At 64.9% G+C, this 16638-nt stretch carries 14 protein-coding genes; 2 read left to right on the top strand and 12 right to left on the bottom strand.

Annotation, left to right across the window (positions count from 1 at the left end; translation table 11 throughout):
- Positions 1-464 precede the first annotated feature (464 nt).
- From A3AG_RS33990 to A3AG_RS0115380, 10 genes are all read right to left on the bottom strand, one after another.
- Positions 465-896: a ubiquitination-like system serine protease family protein gene (locus A3AG_RS33990; RefSeq protein ID WP_145987511.1), complete on the bottom strand. Its 432-nt coding sequence runs from the start codon at positions 894-896 to the stop codon at positions 465-467.
- Entirely contained in the window at positions 893-2074 is a 1182-nt protein-coding gene (locus A3AG_RS0115415; RefSeq protein WP_018006274.1) for a ThiF family adenylyltransferase, read from the bottom strand. Before A3AG_RS0115415 ends, A3AG_RS33990 begins: the two co-directional genes overlap by 4 nt.
- Entirely contained in the window at positions 2049-2285 is a 237-nt protein-coding gene (locus tag A3AG_RS33390; protein ID WP_081610735.1) for a multiubiquitin domain-containing protein, read from the bottom strand. Before A3AG_RS33390 ends, A3AG_RS0115415 begins: the two co-directional genes overlap by 26 nt.
- A 217-nt stretch (positions 2286-2502) precedes the next feature.
- Positions 2503-3690 carry a ribonucleotide-diphosphate reductase subunit beta gene (locus tag A3AG_RS0115410; protein WP_018006273.1) on the bottom strand — a complete coding sequence of 396 codons (1188 nt, stop codon included), beginning with the start codon at positions 3688-3690 and terminating at the stop codon, positions 2503-2505.
- A gap of 143 nt (positions 3691-3833) precedes the next feature.
- Entirely contained in the window at positions 3834-6773 is a 2940-nt protein-coding gene (locus tag A3AG_RS0115405) for a ribonucleoside-diphosphate reductase subunit alpha (RefSeq protein WP_018006272.1), read from the bottom strand.
- A 493-nt stretch (positions 6774-7266) separates the two neighbouring features.
- Positions 7267-7887 carry a 1,6-anhydro-N-acetylmuramyl-L-alanine amidase AmpD gene (gene ampD, locus A3AG_RS0115400; protein WP_018006271.1) on the bottom strand — a complete coding sequence of 207 codons (621 nt, stop codon included), beginning with the start codon at positions 7885-7887 and terminating at the stop codon, positions 7267-7269.
- A complete protein-coding gene (locus A3AG_RS0115395; protein WP_018006270.1) occupies positions 7884-9521 on the bottom strand; it encodes a sigma-54-dependent transcriptional regulator in 1638 nt (545 codons plus the stop codon). Before A3AG_RS0115395 ends, ampD begins: the two co-directional genes overlap by 4 nt.
- 22 nt (positions 9522-9543) lie before the next feature.
- A complete protein-coding gene (locus tag A3AG_RS0115390; protein WP_018006269.1) occupies positions 9544-11697 on the bottom strand; it encodes a sensor histidine kinase in 2154 nt (717 codons plus the stop codon).
- Positions 11694-11993: a PP0621 family protein gene (locus A3AG_RS0115385; RefSeq protein ID WP_018006268.1), complete on the bottom strand. Its 300-nt coding sequence runs from the start codon at positions 11991-11993 to the stop codon at positions 11694-11696. The genes A3AG_RS0115390 and A3AG_RS0115385 overlap by 4 nt, the downstream gene beginning before the upstream one ends.
- Before the next feature lie 6 nt (positions 11994-11999).
- On the bottom strand, positions 12000-12935 hold the full coding sequence (locus A3AG_RS0115380) for a cytochrome C assembly family protein (protein WP_018006267.1): 936 nt from the start codon (positions 12933-12935) through the stop codon (positions 12000-12002).
- A gap of 141 nt (positions 12936-13076) precedes the next feature.
- On the opposite strand from A3AG_RS0115380, the gene ffh reads away from it, so the two are divergent.
- Positions 13077-14471, top strand: coding sequence for a signal recognition particle protein (gene ffh / locus A3AG_RS0115375; protein ID WP_018006266.1), 1395 nt, complete (start codon positions 13077-13079; stop codon positions 14469-14471).
- A 52-nt stretch (positions 14472-14523) separates the two neighbouring features.
- Positions 14524-15066, top strand: coding sequence for a hypoxanthine-guanine phosphoribosyltransferase (locus A3AG_RS0115370; RefSeq protein WP_018006265.1), 543 nt, complete (start codon positions 14524-14526; stop codon positions 15064-15066).
- Between the two features lie 108 nt (positions 15067-15174).
- On the opposite strand, the gene A3AG_RS0115365 is transcribed toward A3AG_RS0115370, so the two are convergent.
- Together A3AG_RS0115365 and A3AG_RS0115360 are read right to left on the bottom strand one after the other, a co-directional pair.
- Positions 15175-15789 carry a LysE family translocator gene (locus A3AG_RS0115365; RefSeq protein ID WP_018006264.1) on the bottom strand — a complete coding sequence of 205 codons (615 nt, stop codon included), beginning with the start codon at positions 15787-15789 and terminating at the stop codon, positions 15175-15177.
- Positions 15790-15924: 135 nt separating this feature from the next.
- Positions 15925-16581: a LysE family translocator gene (locus A3AG_RS0115360; protein WP_018006263.1), complete on the bottom strand. Its 657-nt coding sequence runs from the start codon at positions 16579-16581 to the stop codon at positions 15925-15927.
- Positions 16582-16638: the final 57 nt, after the last annotated feature.

Genomic DNA, 16638 nt, shown 5'->3' with positions numbered 1-16638 from the left:
CCCGAGTGAACCGATCAGTCGTTGAAAGACGCACCCTATGCCAATAAGGGGGCGAGTGTTCTCAACCAGCTGGAAGCTACGTATAACCGCCTTGCAAAACTCAATATCAGAGAAAAAAGGGGCAGATCTATTCCTGGTCTTGATATCGAAATAGATCTGCCCCTCTCTCCTTCCATGTCGATGCGACCCTAGAGTTTCGGCATACGGGCCTGTCCCGTTTTTCTGTCTACAGGTTCTGCATCGCAGGAGGATTGTAGCCCCGTTGTCCTTCAATGAGGGCAGCGGAGGGGTTTGCACCAGGCATCGTCAAAAAAATGGAGTGATAAATGGTCCAGCCGAAGTTCCGGATGGCGCTCGAGACCGCGCCGCTTAGTGAGGATGAGCTGTCCGAATATTGCCGCTGCAAGCGTTCAGCCCGAGCCTATCCGGCAGTAGCGTGCGCATAATTTTTTTGGCATTTAAAATTATGAACCCAACAGCCTTCTCAACCATTCATTCACCTTGGACGCGAAGCTCGGTTTGTGCTTCTTGGCGGCTGCCGCAGCGGCGTTCGTACGCTCTATATATCGAGTCATGTCACGACGGTCTCGGCGCTGCACCGCCCGGATCGTCTTGGGATCAAATTTCTTAGCTTCGACGACCTGGTTTTGCGAAATCCAATAGTGCGACTGGCATGCATAGTTCCAGTTACCAATCGATGGAGAAAGACTAACTTTATCGCCGTCTTTTCGAATTTGCCATTTCACAGGATTCAAGGGAGTAATCACCTTTTCCCCGCAACCGCAACAGCATAAGTGGCCAGCAGTCTCAAACTCTTCACTAATATATAAGATACCCTCTTCAAAACTGGCAGGAAATTGACTCACATAATTCGGCCGGATCGTTTTTAGCTTCATTGGTGGGCAATCTGATTCCACGAGCACTTGTAATTAATCGAATTTGGTCTTTCTTCATCAGTGAAGAACTGCAGGTGTTGCTTGTAGCGGATTAACGCGAGGTTAGCGTTAAGCGAATTTAGTTCTGCAAGTTGGATATTCCCATACATCGCCTCGTCCGCGTCGTCTGCCGTTGGCAGGGTGTTCACAAGATGTCGGGTTTCTGACGTAATCAGCGATACCCGCGCACGGCCATGGAGCATCATTGCTTCGGCGACCTTGTCCACCCCAATTCCCACATCGATAAACGGAATGCCCATCGCCGCGAGATGACCTGCGATCAGAGCACGGGAAGGGCCGTGGTCGACCGCAATGAAGACGAACTGACAGTCATTCAACTGATCAATGTTTGCTGCGGTCACGTTATCGGCATGGCTATGAATTCCGACTCTGAATTGGCTAAATATCTCTTTGAGTACTTCGGTCTTCTTGCGCTTGCCGTATACGATATCTACCGGCATAGAACCAGGCACCCTAAAAGCATTGTGAGGCTCAATGACATCGCCATCGTACAAATGAATCTCTACTACGGAAGTCTTCGCCAGTCCGTCGAGAATGTACGAACCGGTGCCACCGAGGCCAACGATCGCCACCTTATTCAGTTGCAGTTTTGCTTCATAGGCTTCCAGGCCAGCCCGAGCCGTTGCAGAGTTCGGGTAATGGAAAACTGAGGGTATGTCTCTATGCGCAAAACTGCCCTTCCTCCGGGCGCTCACGTTCGGATCGATGGCCCTTACGTAGGTCTCAAGCTTGTTGATGTAGTGCGTTAGCTTGTTGTAATACGAGCAAAGCATGTCGCCGATCGGCTCTGGCTTGTTCGACAGATAGCAAAGCGCATCCCGCCCAGCCGTCTTTTGGGGAACGGGATAAACAGTGGCGACCATAGCTTCCTGAAGGGAGGAACCGTCGTCTCGATGTGGAACAGTGCCCGTGAAGAATACTGTATGGTCAGTGATTGCGTTCGGTACCCCGTAACTCTCCGAGTAAGCAGATAGCAACGCTCCATAGCCGATGACCCGGTCCTTAGTGACGTAAGGTACCCCGTGGACGATCAGGTAACCACCTTCGACGCTGATGTCGTACCCATCGTCCACGAGACGCTGCAGGTCAGGATTAGGAGCGATTCGATTTACCAGCATCGAACTTCATCCCGTTTTCGAGCTTGGCGGTCTTGCCTGGAGTCAGGCTGCCGAGATTGTTGCCATGCTTATAATCAACGTCATACAGCCCTAGATCAACACCGACGATATTAATACCGGCCAATTCCAGTATTTTCTCGAAAGAGATTTCAGGCCCTGGAACTTTGTGCGGCGCAGTATTAACAAAAATTTGAAATTCATTGTGCTGCATATTCAATACCCCATCGAAGATTATCAAATCTGCACGGCCCACAACTGATCAACCAGCCTTCCTGTGCATTTCCCAAACAATCAAGCTTGCCGTAAAACCGAACAGCAAACAGAATTCTTTCACTTCAGAGGCTAGGCCGTCACCCCTCGAAAGTGGCATCAAGGCTGGCAAAGGCAAAAAAAATGGGAGCTAATCGGCTCCCATTCTCGTCGTCATCTCAATCCCAGCTCAACGCCCCACCCGTCTGATACTCAATGACGCGCGTCTCAAAGAAGTTCCGCTCCTTCTTCAGATCGATCATCTCGCTCATCCACGGGAACGGATTTTCCTCATTCGGGAACAGCTGATCCAACCCAATCTGCTGGCACCGGCGATTGCAGATGAACCGCAGATACGACTTAAACATCGGCGCATTCAGACCAAGAACGCCACGCGGCATCGTGTCCTCAGCGTAGCGATACTCCAGATCCACCGCCTTCTTAAACAGCTCAGTGATCTCGGCCTTGAATTCCGCCGTCCAAAGATGCGGATTCTCCAGCTTGATCTGATTAATCAAATCAATCCCAAAATTGCAGTGCAGCGACTCGTCCCGCAGGATGTACTGATACTGCTCCGCAGCCCCAGTCATCTTGTTCTGCCGCCCCATCGCCAGGATCTGCGTGAAGCCCACATAGAAGAACAGCCCTTCCATGATGCAGGCGAACACGATCAGCGACTTCAGCAGCTTCTGGTCGTTTTCCGGCGTGCCGGTCTTGAACGACGGGTCGGTCAGCGTGTCGATGAACGGGATCAGGAATTCGTCCTTGTCGCGGATCGACTGCACTTCGTGGTACGCGTTGAAGATCTCGGCTTCGTTCAGGCCCAGCGATTCAACGATGTACTGGTAAGCGTGCGTGTGGATGGCCTCTTCAAAGGCCTGGCGCAGCAGGTACTGGCGGCATTCCGGCGCGGTGATCTGGCGGTAGGTGCCCAGCACGATGTTGTTGGCGGCCAGCGAGTCGGCAGTGACGAAGAAGCCGAGGTTGCGCTTGATGATGCGGCGCTCGTCTTCGGTCAGGCCGTTGGGGTCTTTCCACAGGGCGATGTCGCGGGACATGTTGATTTCCTGCGGCATCCAGTGGTTGGCGCAGCCGGCCAGGTACTTTTCCCACGCCCACTTGTACTTGAACGGGACGAGCTGGTTGACGTCGGTCGAGCCGTTGATGACGCGCTTGTCGGCGGCGTTGACGCGGCGGTTGCTTTGCGCGGCGGCGGCGTTGGGGTTGTTGCCCAGGATGCCGGCTTGCGTGGCGCTCGACGGCAGGACGCCTTGCTGGTCAGCGGTGGCAGCCGATGCAGCGGGTTGCAGGGCAGGCTGCGGTGCGGCCTGCGGGGTGGCTTGAACGTCGTCGTCCCAGCTCAGCATGATGTTGTTCTCCGTGATTCGGGTTGGGGGCGGCGGTGGTCAGGGTTTTTTGACTTGTGCAACTTCGTGGTTGCGCCGGCCCTCTCCCCCGGCCCCTCTCCCGCGAGCGGGAGAGGGGAGCAAACCGGGGGGTTAGGTAAGGCTTATTGGCAGGCTTCGCATTCTTCGAAGCCGGGGTCGCCCGGGCGCATCGTGCACACCGCGCCTTCGGCTTCCGGCATGGCCGGGGCCGAGGCGGCCGCTGCGTCCAGGGCCGAGCCGCTGTCGCTGCCCGACGACACCGCGTTCAGCGAGCCGCGCGACACGGTGGACTTCTCCACGTGGGTGGCGGCCATGGTGCGCAGATAGTACGTGGTCTTCAGGCCGCGCACCCATGCCAGCTTGTAGGTGTCGTCCAGCTTCTTGCCCGACGCGCCGGCCATGTAGATGTTCAGCGACTGGGCCTGGTCGATCCACTTCTGGCGGCGGCTTGCGGCTTCCACCAGCCAGGTCGGCTCGACTTCGAACGCGGTGGCGTAGATGTCGCGCAGGTCTTGCGGAATGCGGTCGATGCGGGCCAGCGAGCCGTCGAAGTACTTCAGGTCGGCGACCATCACTTCATCCCACAGGCCGCGTTCCTTCAGGTCGCGCACCAGGTAGTCATTGACCACGGTGAACTCGCCCGACAGGTTGGACTTGACGTACAGGTTCTGGAACGTCGGCTCGATGCAGGCGGATACGCCGATGATGTTCGAGATCGTGGCGGTCGGCGCGATCGCGATGCAGTTCGAGTTGCGCATGCCGTGCTGCTTGATGCGGGCGCGCAGGCTGTCCCAGTCCATGGTGCTGGACAGGTCCACTTCCAGGTAGCCGCCGCGCTCTTCGGCCAGCAGCTTGAGCGAGTCTTGCGGCAGGATGCCACGGTCCCACAGCGAGCCTTCGTAGGTGCTGTAGCGGCCGCGCTCTTCAGCCAGCTCGGTCGAGGCCTGGTAGGCGTAGTAGCACACCGCTTCCATCGAGGTGTCGGCGAACTGCACCGCGGCCTTGCTGGCGTACGGCGTGCGCAGCACGTGCAGGCAGTCCTGGAAGCCCATGATGCCCATGCCGACCGGGCGGTGGCGCAGGTTGGAGTTGCGGGCCTTGTCGACAGCGTAGTAGTTGATGTCGATGACGTTATCGAGCATCCGCATGGCGGTGCGGATGGTCTTCTGCAGCTTGGCGTGGTCGAGCGCGTACGAGCCGTCGGCCTGCTTGGCCAGGTGGGCCACCAGGTTGACCGAGCCCAGGTTGCACACGGCGATTTCGCTGTCGTTGGTGTTCAGCGTGATTTCCGTGCACAGGTTGGAGCTGTGGACGACGCCGACGTGCTGCTGCGGGCTGCGGATGTTGCACGGATCCTTGAAGGTGATCCACGGGTGGCCGGTCTCGAACAGCATGCCCAGCATCTTGCGCCACAGTTGCAGCGCGGGCAGCTTCTTGAACAGCTTCAGTTCGCCGCTGGCGGCCTTGGCTTCATAGCCCAGGTAGGCCTTTTCGAATTCCTTGCCGACCTTGTCGTGCAGGTCCGGGCAGGTGGCGGGCGAGAACAGGGTCCACTCGCCGCCTTCCATCACGCGCTTCATGAACAGGTCCGGGATCCAGTTGGCCGTGTTCATGTCGTGGGTGCGGCGGCGGTCGTCGCCGGTGTTCTTGCGCAGTTCCAGGAACTCTTCGATGTCCAGGTGCCACGTTTCCAGGTAGGCGCAGACGGCGCCCTTGCGCTTGCCGCCCTGGTTCACGGCCACGGCGGTGTCGTTCACTACCTTCAGGAACGGGACCACGCCTTGCGACTTGCCGTTGGTGCCCTTGATGTGCGAGCCGAGTGCGCGCACGTTGGTCCAGTCATTGCCCAGGCCGCCGGCGAACTTGGACAGCAGCGCGTTTTCCTTCAGCGCTTCATAGATGCCTTCCAGGTCGTCCGACACGGTGGTCAGGTAGCACGACGACAGCTGCGAGCGGCGGGTGCCCGAGTTGAACAGGGTCGGCGTGGACGACATGAAGTCGAACGACGACAGCAGCTGGTAGAACTCGATGGCGCGCGCTTCGCGGTCCTTCTCGTTCAGCGCCAGGCCCATGGCCACGCGCATGAAGAAGGCTTGCGGCATTTCGATGCGGGTTTCATCGATATGCAGGAAGTAGCGGTCGTACAGGGTCTGCAGGCCCAGGTAGTTGAACTGGAAGTCGCGGCCAGCGTCCAGCGCCGCGCCCAGGCGGGCCAGGTCGAAGGTGGCCAGCTTTTCGTCCAGCAGCTCGGCTTCGATGCCGCGGGCGATGAACTTGGGGAAGTACTCGGCGTAGCGGGCCGACATCTCCGACTGGGTCACTTCGGTGCCCAGGATTTCCTTGCGGATGGTGTGCAGCAGGATACGGGCGGTGACCTGGCTGTAGTCCGGGTCTTTTTCGATCAGGGTACGCGCGGCCAGGATGGCGGAGTCGTACACCTGCGTCATCGGCACGCCTTCGTACAGGTTCTTCAGCGTTTCCTTCAGGATCGGCTCGGCGCTGACGGCATCGCCCAGGCCGGAGCAGGCGTTGTCGATCAGGGCGTGCAGCGCGACGATGTCCAGCGGCTTGGTCACGCCGGCGTCGGTCACGTTGATGCTGATGCCGGCTTCCTGCACGCGGGCCACGGCCTGCGCGCTGGCGCTGGCGCGTTCCTGGGCGCGCTTTTCGCGGTACAGCACGTAGGCGCGGGCGACTTCATGCTCGCCCGAGCGCATCAGCGACAGCTCGACCTGGTCCTGCACGTCTTCGATATGGATGGCGCCACCGCTCGGGCGGCTGCGCACCAGCGCGCGCACCACGTTGTCGGTCAGCTGCTCGACGATCTCGCGCACGCGCGCGCTGGCGGCGCCCTGCCCGCCGTTGACGGCGAGGAAGGCCTTGGTCATGGCAACGGCGATCTTGGACGGCTCGAACGCCACCACGGCTCCGTTGCGACGAATGATCTTGTGATCCGGGTAGTTCGTGGTCGCGGCGCTGGGGGTCTGCTGCGTGGTCGAAGCCTGGCTGGCAACGCCGGCGGCGGCGCCACCCGTGGTGATTTCGTTCTGGGCCGTTTGCATGAGAACTCCTGTTTTTACCCTGGCAATAAGAGACAAAAGAGTCCCTGGCGAAATGCGGCGAAAAAGAACGTCCCTCCCGGCTGCATAGCGGGTGCGACTGACTGCCTTTACGTGAACATTTCGCCAGGGACTCTTGTGATGCCGGCCTTGCGGGAGAGTTTGCAGTCGATGCGCGAACTTCGCGGCTGCTGCCCTGCTCCCGGGGCCGGCTCCCCGGTTTGACTACTAGATATAGTGTGTGACGCGGAAAACTGGGCTAAGTATAGTGAAACGAATCCGAATGACCAGTCTTGACAACCGCTATTTGGGGCACGGCGGCGGCTGTGCGGCAGCGCCACATGCCCGCAAGCCTAGTACGCGCAAGGGTTTCGGCCAGACCGTTCGCAACTGCACATTTCACAAAAATTTTTTTGATTGTTGCGAGGTTGCGATAGCCCCACACCGACGTGGGGCATGTGCGCCGGAATGGCGCGCACAAGGGCGGGGAATGACGTTAGGAATCCGTCACGTGCCCGGCAGCGCCGGGGCACTGGTAGGGCAGCATGCCCGGTGCCACGCCCGCTTGCCTGGCAAACCGCGCCCAGTCGAAATGCGGGCCGGGATCGGTCTTGCGGCCCGGCGCGATGTCGCTGTGGCCGGCAATCGCGCGCACCGGGTAGGCGGCCATCAGCGCGGGCACCAGCGCGGATACGGTGTCGTACTGGGCTTTGGTGAACGGCAGGTCGTCGCAGCCTTCGATCTCGATGCCGATCGAAAAATCGTTGCAGCGCGTGCGGCCGAAGAAGTCTGACTGCCCGGCATGCCAGGCCCGCTGCGTGCACGGCACGAACTGGACCAGTTCGCCGGTGCGCGTCACCAGGAAGTGCGCCGACACCTGGACCTGGTGGATAGTGGCAAAGAATGGGTGCTTGCCGGGATCGAGCCGGTTCTGGAAGAACGCCTCGATGTCGCCGCTGCCGAACTGGCCAGGCGGCAGGCTGATGTTGTGCAGCACCACCAGGTCCACCGGCATGCCGTCCGGGCGCGCGTCGTAATTGGGCGACGGCACGCGGCGCGCGGCCGGAACCCAGCCGTCGGCACCGGGCAGATAGGACGACGGCGCGGGCGCGGTCATGGCGTGCCCTCGCCTTCCACGGCGCCGCGGTCGGCGCCGTCCATGGCTTCGCGGATGCCAAGCTGCTGGATGCGGTAGCGCAGCTGGCGCAGGTTAAGGCCCAGCAGCGGCGCGGCTGCGGTGCGGTTGAAGTTGGTCTGCGCCAGCGCCTGCAGGATCAGTTCGCGCTCGACGGCTTCCAGTTTGGCGGGCAGGTCGATCGGGAAGACGATGCCGCGGCAGGCGCGCTCGGCGGGATCGCCGGCAGGCTCGGGTTCGGGCGCGGCGTGGGCGGCAGCAGCCGCTGGGGGCGATTCGGCGGGAACCGGCGCAGGCGTGGGAGCGGTCGGCGCGGCCGCACCCGCTGTCGTGCCCGAGGGCGCGTAAGGGTATGGCGCCATCGGCTGCGGTACCATCGCCGGCGCCGGGGCAGGCATCAGCCCGGCGCGCCCGGCGCCCGCATCCAGCGGCCCCAGGTCGGCCAGCTCGATGTCTTCGCTCTCGGCAAACGCGTAGGCGCGCTCGAGCAGGTTTTCCAGCTCGCGCACATTGCCCGGGAACGGATAGGCCACCAGCCGCTGCAGCGCCGCCGGCGACAGCCGCTTGGGATGCGCATCGCCGTAGCGCACCGCCAGGTGGTCCAGGATGGCGCGCGCCAGCACCGGGATGTCTTCGCCGCGCTCGCGCAGCGTGGGCATGCGCAGCGCGAGCACGTTCAGCCGGTAATACAGGTCTTGCCGGAACTGCCCCGCCGCCACCATCGCGGCCAGGTCCTTGTGGCTGGCGCACATCACGCGCACGTCGACGGCGTCTTCGCGGCTGGCGCCGATCTTGCGCACGCGGCGCTCCTGCAGCGCGCGCAGCAGCTTGACCTGCATCGGCAGCGGCAGGTCGGCCACCTCGTCGAGCAGCAGCGTGCCGCCATTGGCGGCATGGAAGAAGCCGCCGCGCTCGGCGTCGGCGCCGGTGAACGCCCCTTTGACGTGGCCGAAGAACTCGGACTCCATCAGGTTCTCGGGGATGGCGCCGCAGTTGACGGCGACAAACGGATGCGCGGCGCGCGCGCTGGTGGCGTGGATGGCGCGCGCGGCGCGTTCCTTGCCGCTGCCGGATTCGCCGCTGATCACCACCGGCGCCATGCTGCGCGCCAGCCGCGACAGCGAGCGGCGCACCTCCTGCATCGCCGCGGAATGCCCGGGCAGCAGCGCGGCGGCGCGGTCGGCGGCCTGCTCCGCCGCCGTGGCGGCGTCGGCATCGGCGTTGTCGCGCGACTGGCGGCCGAGCGCGTTCAGCACCAGGCTGCGCAGCTGCTCCAGCGACACCGGCTTGGCGATGTAGTCGAAGGCGCCGGCCTTGAGCGCCTCCACGGCGTTGTCGGCGCTGCCGTAGGCGGTGATCACGGCCACCGGGATGCGTTCCGGCGCGGCCGACAGCTGGCGCACGATCTCGATGCCCAGGCCGTCGCCCAGGCGCATGTCGGTCAGCACCAGGCTGTAGGGACCGTGCGCCAGCTTTTCGCGCGCCTCGGCCAGCGAGCCGGCCAGCACCACGTCATGGCCCATGCGGCGGATGGAGATGTCCAGCAGCTCGCGCAGGTCGGCCTCGTCGTCGATGACCAGGATGGGATCGGGCGCGCGGGACGGTCGGGGTGGCATGGGTGATGGCGGAATGGACGGGTCAGACGGCGGCCGCCGCAGTGGCTGCGGCAGCCTCGGCGCTCTCGATGCGCAGCGTCAGCACGAAGGCCTTGGCCGGCAGTGTATCGCGCGCGGCCGGGGCCAGCATGCCGGTGCGCTCGATCAGCGCCGGCAGCGAGATCGCGCCGTAACGCACCTGCGCGTCATTGGCGCCGCACAGCTCGCGCGCCATGAACAGGCCCAGTCCGGTGCCCTGGGCGTTGCTGGTGAAGAACGGCTCGAACAGGCTGCGCTGGTGTTCGCGCGCCACCTCGGCGCCGTCGTTCCAGACGATCAGCTCGGCATGGTGCTGGTCCAGCGCGTGCGCCAGCAGCCGGATCGAGCCGGGCAGCCGGCTGCAGTAGCGCCAGGCGTTGTCGAGCAGGTTGCCCAGCACCTGCTGCAGCTGCGAGGCGTCGAACACCACCGGCTGGGCCACGTCGACGGTCAGGCGGATGGCATTGGCGTTGATGTCGGCGCGGCCGGCCGGGCGCGTCTCGCCGGCGCGCGGGCGGCGCTGGCGCATTTCGGCGCGCCAGCGCTCGACGATCTCGGGCAGCGCCTGCGCCAGGTGCACGGTGCTGCGGCCGGTGCGCGGGCGGCGCGACATCTGCAGCACGTCGGACACCACCTGGTCCAGCCGGCGCACGTTGTCGTGGATGATGCGCAGCAGGCGGGCGTCGATATCGACATCGGCACCGCCCGGCTCGTGCGCTGCCGGGTCATGCCGGCCGGAATCGCCCAGCAGTTCGCTGGCCTGGCTGATCGCCGCCAGCGGGTTGCGGATTTGGTGCGCGATGCTGGCCACCAGCCGGCCCATGGCGGCCAGCTTTTCCTGCTGCACCTGTTCGGCGATGCGCTCCCAGCTTTCGATATGGACCAGCACGGTGTCGCGCATCTCGCTGCGCAGCAGCGCCTCATCCTCCTGCGACCACGCCATGGCCTCGTTCTGGGCGATGGCCAGGCGCAGGCGCGCGGCGGCCTCGGGCGACAGCTCGTTCCACGCGGCGGTGTCGAGCGCGGCCGGCACGGTGCGGCCATGCGCCATGGTCGAGCGCAGCCCGGCCAGGCCCGGCAGCACGAAGCGCAGCCGCAGCCGGGTATGCTGCATGGTGCCGTCGGCCAGCGCGGCGCCGGAGGCCATCGGCAGCAGCTGCAGGATGCGCGGCACGTCGTCCTTGCTGCGCAGCCAGTCGCGCAGCATTTCCATCAGCGGCTGCAGGCGCGGGATGCGGCGCAGGTCGAACAGCACGGTATCGCCGCCGCCCTGCCCGGCTTCGCCAGCGGGCACGCCACCCAGCTTGCGCGAATAAATGCGCTCGTGCGGCTGCACCCCCAGCAGCACCACCGCGGCGGGATTGGCGGCCACCACCGCGCCATTGGCGCGCACCAGCATCACGCCGTCCTGCATGTCGTTGACCATCAGCCGGTTGACCAGCTGCTGCAGGCGCAGCTCCTGTTCGCGCGCCAGCGCCAGGCGCTCCTGCGCAAGCTGGCGGTTGGCCAGCATGTACATCAGCAACGCGGCGATCATGAACACCAGGCCGAACAGGCCCGAGCCCAGCAGGCCGGCATCGGCCTGGCGCAGCAGGATGGTGTGCATGAAGGGCCCGCTCATCACCACCAGCGCGGAGATCGCCGCGGCAAACAGCGCGAACAGCAGGCTGGTCAGCGCGCCGGCTTCCAGCGCCGGCAGCAGGAAGATCATGGCCAGGCCCTCGGCCTGCCCGCCCCGGCCCAGCACGCTGAAGACCAGCGCCAGCAGCGCCAGGTCGGCCAGCACCTGCACCCGCACGCGCAGGTGGAAATGCCGGCGCCACAGCGTGCCCGCCAGCATCGCCAGGGCAATGCCAAGGTAAGGGACGGCGACGGCCATGGCCGCCGCATGCTCGATCCCGCCCATGGCCTCCAGGCCGAAAGGCAAGGCGGGGATGGCGGAAGTGAAGGGGGAAGCGGCCGTGCCGGCGCCCACGGCCGGCTCGCCGCGCCGCATCAGGGCGAAGCCGACCAGCAGCAGGCCCACGGCAACGCGGGTCCAGCAGAAATAGCGCAGCAGGCGCCAGTGGAAGTCAGGCGGTTCGGGCTGGCCCCACAGCTGCGCCAGGCCGCGCCAGGCGTTCAGCCGCTGCCAGGCCGACGGCGCCGGCTGGGTCATGGGCGGGGGCCGCTGCTGCCGTCGCCACCTTCGGTGCGGCTTTCATCGGGCAGGTGGCTGCGCCGGCAGTAGTGCAGGCCGCGCCAGGCAATGGCGTCGCCCTGCGGCAGGTGCACGCCGCACTGGGCGCACTGGACCATGCGCTCGGCGGCGGCATCGGGCGTGCCGGCGGCGGCGTGTTCACTGGCCTCGCGCGCCTGGCGGGCGCGATGCTCGGCCAGGCGGGCCTCCGCGCGGGCGCGCAGCCACCAGAAGACGCCCAGCACCACGGCCAGCAGGATCAGGATACGTGCCATGGCAAATCAGAACCGGTGCAGGACGACTTCAATTACGAAACGGCTGCCGACATAGGCCAGCAGCAGGATGCCGAACGAGGCGATGACCCAGCGCAGCGCCACCTTGCCGCGCCAGCCGCGGAACACGCGCCCGGCCAGGATGCCGCCGAACATGGCCCACGAGATCAGCGCGAACACCGTCTTGTGGTCCAGCCGGAAGGCGCGCCCGAACAGCTCTTCGGAAAACAGCAGGCCCGAGCCGATGGTCAGCGTCAGCAGCACGAAGCCGGCGCCGATCAGCCGGAACAGCAGCTTCTCCAGCGTCAGCAGCGGCGGCAGCAGGTCCAGCCAGCGCCCCAGCCACTGGCCGGGCTGTGGCGCCGACGGCCGCGCCGGCGCGTGGCGGAAGCCGTGCAGGCGCCGCTCGGCCAGCAGCATCAAAAAGGCGTGGAAGGCGGCCAGCGTGAACAGCCCGTAGGCCACGTTGGCGATGATGAAATGCAGCTTGAACAGCGGCCGCGCGGCGTAGCCCAGGATCTGCGAGCCGGGAAAGGCCAGCGGCATCAGGCTGGCGAGCAGCGCCACCGGGATCACGATCAGCCCCAGACCCGCCAGCGAGAAGAAGAAGCTTTCGATCCAGTAGATGCCCACGCCCAGCCACAGCATGGCCGACAGCGCAAAGGCAAAGCCGAACATCATGCGCTCGGCCGGAAAGATGGTTTCATGCAGCAGCATGCCGTGGCTGGCCAGCGCGGCCAGCATCAGCACGTGCCACCACGCCGGGCGCCCTTCGCCGTGGGCGCCGCCCGCCGGAGGGATGCCACCGCCCGCCACCAGCACCGCCGTGGCCGAACCACCGGTCGGGCCGGCCGAAGCAGCCACGCGCGGATGGCGCGTGGCCCAGCCGTGCCAGGCCAGGCCGCAATAGAGAAGTGCCGTCAGGGCATACAGTACAATGACCATTTACGCAGTTTACCTTAGTGCCCACGGACGGTGGCGGCCCGCTTGAACCGGTGTAGCCGGTGTTCCCGGCCCACCCGTGTGCCGGACTGCCTCCCGATTTCAGCCCCGAGCCCTGCTCCGACTTTTCCCCCGATTCCTGCCATGCTGGACAATCTCACTCAACGCCTGGCGCGTGTGGTCAAGACCATGCGCGGCGAGGCGCGCCTGACCGAGGCCAACACCGCCGAGATGCTGCGCGAAGTGCGCCTTGCCATGCTCGAAGCCGACGTGGCGCTGCCGGTCGTGCGCGAATTCGTCGCCCGCGTGAAGGAAAAGGCCATGGGCGAAGAGGTGGTCAGCAGCCTCACCCCCGGGCAGGCCCTGGTCGGCGTGGTCCAGCGCGAGCTGACCGCGGTGATCGGCGGCGCCGAGGCCGCCGGCGGCAACAACAAGGAAGCCGAGCTGAACCTGGCGGTGCAGCCGCCCGCCATCATCCTGATGGCCGGCCTGCAGGGCGCCGGCAAGACCACAACCGTGGGCAAGCTGGCCAAGTGGCTCAAGGAAAACAAAAAGAAGAAGGTGCTGACGGTCTCGTGCGACGTCTACCGCCCCGCCGCCATCGCCCAGCTCAAGACCGTGTCCGAGCAGGTCGGCGCCGAGTTCTTCCCGTCGCAGCCAGACCAGAAGCCGGTGGACATCGCCCGCGCGGCAGTGGACTGGGCGCGCAAGCATTACCACGACGTGCTGATCGTCGATACCGCCGGCCGGCTGGGTATCGACGAGGCGATGATGCAGGAAATCGCCGCGCTGCACGCCGAACTGAAGCCGGCTGAAACCCTGTTCGTGGTCGACGCCATGCTGGGCCAGGACGCGGTCAACACCGCCAAGGCCTTCAACGACACCCTGCCGCTGACCGGCGTGGTGCTGACCAAGCTGGACGGCGATGCGCGCGGTGGCGCGGCGCTGTCGGTGCGCCATATCACCGGCCGCCCGATCAAGTTCGTCGGCGTCGGCGAAAAGCTCGATGGCCTGGAGCCGTTCTACCCGGACCGCATGGCCCAGCGCATCCTGGGCATGGGCGACATCCTGGCGCTGGTCGAGGAAGCCCAGCGCGGCGTCGACATGGAAGCGGCCGAGAAGCTGGCCAAGAAGATCAAGAAGACCGGCGACTTCGACCTGGAAGACTTCAAGGCCCAGATCGGCCAGATGAAGAAGATGGGCGGCCTGGGCAGCCTGGTCGACAAGCTGCCGGCGCAGTTTGCGCAGCAGGCGCAGGGCGCCAACATGGACCAGGCCGAGAAGCAGGTGGCGCGCATGGAAGGCATCATCAACAGCATGACGCCGGCCGAGCGCGCCAAGCCGGACCTGATCAAGGCCAGCCGCAAGCGCCGCATCGCCGCGGGCGCCGGCGTGCCGGTGCAGGAGGTCAACCGCCTGCTCAACCAGTTCGACCAGATGCAGTCCATGATGAAGAAGCTCAAGGGCGGCGGCATGATGAAGATGATGCGCCAGATGGGCGCGATGAAGGGCGGCATGAAGGGCCTCTTCAACCGCTGAAGCCCGCCGCGCAAGCCGAACTGCCTCCCCGCAAAAGAACAGGAAAGACATCATGATGAGCGCCGAACAGGCCCGCGAGCTGTGGGCCAATTCCGAAGAAATCGTCTCCGCCGAAGAAGTCCAGGCTTCGCTGGACCGCATGGCCGCCGACATCACCGCCAGGATGGGCAATGACTTCCCGCTAGTGCTGTCGGTGATGGGCGGCGCGGTGGTCTTCACCGGCATGCTGCTGCCCAAGCTGGCGTTCCCGCTGGAGTTCGACTACATCCACCTCTCGCGCTACAACAACAAGACCGTCGGCGGCGAGATGCAATGGCGCGTGGCGCCGCGCGAATCGGTTAAGGACCGCGTGGTGCTGGTGCTGGACGACATCCTCGATGAAGGCGAGACCATGGCCGCGATCCGCCAGCGCATCATGGACATGGGCGCCCGGGAATTCCACGCCGCGGTGCTGTGCGAGAAGACGCTGACCAAGGCCAAACCCATGCATCCGGATTTCTGCGGCTTTGCGGTGCCGGACCGCTATGTGTTCGGCTGCGGGATGGACGCGAAGGGGTATTGGCGTAACCTCGATTCGATCCGGGCGCTGGTTTGAATCAGACGGCGCCGCGAGCGCTGGTGGTGGTCTGCCCTCTCCCGCGAGCGGGAGAGGAAGCATCATCCCGGTAGGGGTTGATGGTCCGCCAGTGTTTGCTTGAAGCCCTCAGGCCCCCAAAATCGGCCACAGCGACGCCAGCAGCAGCACCGCCATCCCGATATTGAACGCCCGCAGCACCTTCGGCCGCGCCAGCCAGCGCCGCAGCGCCGAGCCGCACAGTGCCCACATCGCCACGCTGGGCAGGTTCACCACCCCGAAGATCCCAGACAGCAGCAGCACGTTCAGCCACAGGTTGCCGTGCAGCACATAGGTGCTGCATGCGCCCACCGCCATCACCCACGCCTTGGGATTGACCCACTGGAACGCCGCGGCGGCCCAGAAACCCATCGGCCGCGCCACCTGCTGGTCCTGCACGCCGCCGGCCGTGGCCAGCTTCCACGCCAGCCAGACCAGGTAGACCGTCGCCACCACGCGCAGCACTTGCCAGGTCCACGGGAACGCGTGGAACAGCGAGCCCAGCCCCAGCCCGACCAGCGCCACCATCAGCGCGAAACCGATGCTGACGCCCAGCAGATGCGGCACGGTGCGCAGGAAACCGAAGTTCACGCCGGAGGCGAGCAGCATCGTGTTGTTCGGACCGGGGGTGATCGACGACACCAGGGCAAAGCCGGCAAAGGCGGCAAAGACACCGGTGCCGGCGGCGAGTTGGGACACTTCCATGACTGACTCCAGGGGGCATTCATCTGCTTTCGGGAAATCAGTCTACGGTCACTTAACGGTACAGTACCGGTACACTTTGAGGGAAATACGCCAATACAGGGCCGCCCCACCTGCCCCGCTTCGCAGGCAGCCTGCTCACCGCAGCGCGTGCCAGGCGACCCCCAGCGCCAGCAGCCACAGCACGGCTCCGGTGGCGCGCTCGACCCACCGCACCGAACGCCCGAAGCGCGCGGCGATCGCCGGATGCCCGATGCCGTAGGCCACCAGCAGGTCCCAGCCGAACACGACCGCGAACATCCAGACCCCATAAGCCAACTGCACCCCCTGCGGCGTGCGGCTGGCGGCCAGCACCGAAAACAGGCTGGCGTAGAACAGGCCATTCTTCGGGTTCAGCACGGCGGACAGGAAGCCGCCGGCAAGCTGGGCCAGCCAGGGCGCGGGCCTCGCGGCAGCATCCGCCGCCGGGATCGACAGTTCGCCGGAGGCGTTCAGCAGGCGCCAGCCCAGCCACGCCAGGTAGGCACAGCCGGCCCACTGCAACGCCGCGAACAGTTGCGGCGAGTCCCGCATCGCGGCGACGCCGGCCAGCGCCAGGCCGATAAAGACGCCATTGCCCAGCGCAATGCCCAGGCACACGGCGCCGGCGCGCCGCGGCCCGTGCAGCAGCGCGCTGCGCACCACCAGGAAAAAATCCGGCCCCGGGCTGAGCAGCGCCAGCGCATGCGCGCCCGCCACTATGGCGAATTGCTGCCACGGCAATGCCCCCGGGGCGAGATCGAAAACCATGTCCATGCCGACCCTCCGTGAAGAGTCCGCAGTGTGGTGCGCACGGCGGTGGCCGGTCTTGAA

It is taken from the genome of Cupriavidus neocaledonicus, assembly GCF_000372525.1.
In the GTDB taxonomy this organism is placed as follows: domain Bacteria; phylum Pseudomonadota; class Gammaproteobacteria; order Burkholderiales; family Burkholderiaceae; genus Cupriavidus; species Cupriavidus neocaledonicus.
This window is presented reverse-complemented; position numbering and strand designations above follow the sequence as displayed.

Bases quoted from the DNA above. Each gene is read 5' to 3' on its own strand.
- A3AG_RS33390 (WP_081610735.1), bottom strand. From the start codon at position 2,285: ATGCAGCACAATGAATTTCAAATTTTTGTTAATACTGCGCCGCACAAA.
- A3AG_RS0115415 (WP_018006274.1), bottom strand. From the start codon at position 2,074: ATGCTGGTAAATCGAATCGCTCCTAATCCTGACCTGCAGCGTCTCGTG.
- A3AG_RS0115410 (WP_018006273.1), bottom strand. From the start codon at position 3,690: ATGCTGAGCTGGGACGACGACGTTCAAGCCACCCCGCAGGCCGCACCG.
- A3AG_RS0115360 (WP_018006263.1), bottom strand. From the start codon at position 16,581: ATGGACATGGTTTTCGATCTCGCCCCGGGGGCATTGCCGTGGCAGCAA.
- A3AG_RS0115405 (WP_018006272.1), bottom strand. From the start codon at position 6,773: ATGCAAACGGCCCAGAACGAAATCACCACGGGTGGCGCCGCCGCCGGC.
- A3AG_RS0115390 (WP_018006269.1), bottom strand. From the start codon at position 11,697: ATGACCCAGCCGGCGCCGTCGGCCTGGCAGCGGCTGAACGCCTGGCGC.
- A3AG_RS33990 (WP_145987511.1), bottom strand. From the start codon at position 896: ATGAAGCTAAAAACGATCCGGCCGAATTATGTGAGTCAATTTCCTGCC.
- ampD (WP_018006271.1), bottom strand. From the start codon at position 7,887: ATGACCGCGCCCGCGCCGTCGTCCTATCTGCCCGGTGCCGACGGCTGG.
- A3AG_RS0115380 (WP_018006267.1), bottom strand. From the start codon at position 12,935: ATGGTCATTGTACTGTATGCCCTGACGGCACTTCTCTATTGCGGCCTG.
- A3AG_RS0115385 (WP_018006268.1), bottom strand. From the start codon at position 11,993: ATGGCACGTATCCTGATCCTGCTGGCCGTGGTGCTGGGCGTCTTCTGG.
- A3AG_RS0115370 (WP_018006265.1), top strand. From the start codon at position 14,524: ATGATGAGCGCCGAACAGGCCCGCGAGCTGTGGGCCAATTCCGAAGAA.
- A3AG_RS0115395 (WP_018006270.1), bottom strand. From the start codon at position 9,521: ATGCCACCCCGACCGTCCCGCGCGCCCGATCCCATCCTGGTCATCGAC.
- A3AG_RS0115365 (WP_018006264.1), bottom strand. From the start codon at position 15,789: ATGGAAGTGTCCCAACTCGCCGCCGGCACCGGTGTCTTTGCCGCCTTT.
- ffh (WP_018006266.1), top strand. From the start codon at position 13,077: ATGCTGGACAATCTCACTCAACGCCTGGCGCGTGTGGTCAAGACCATG.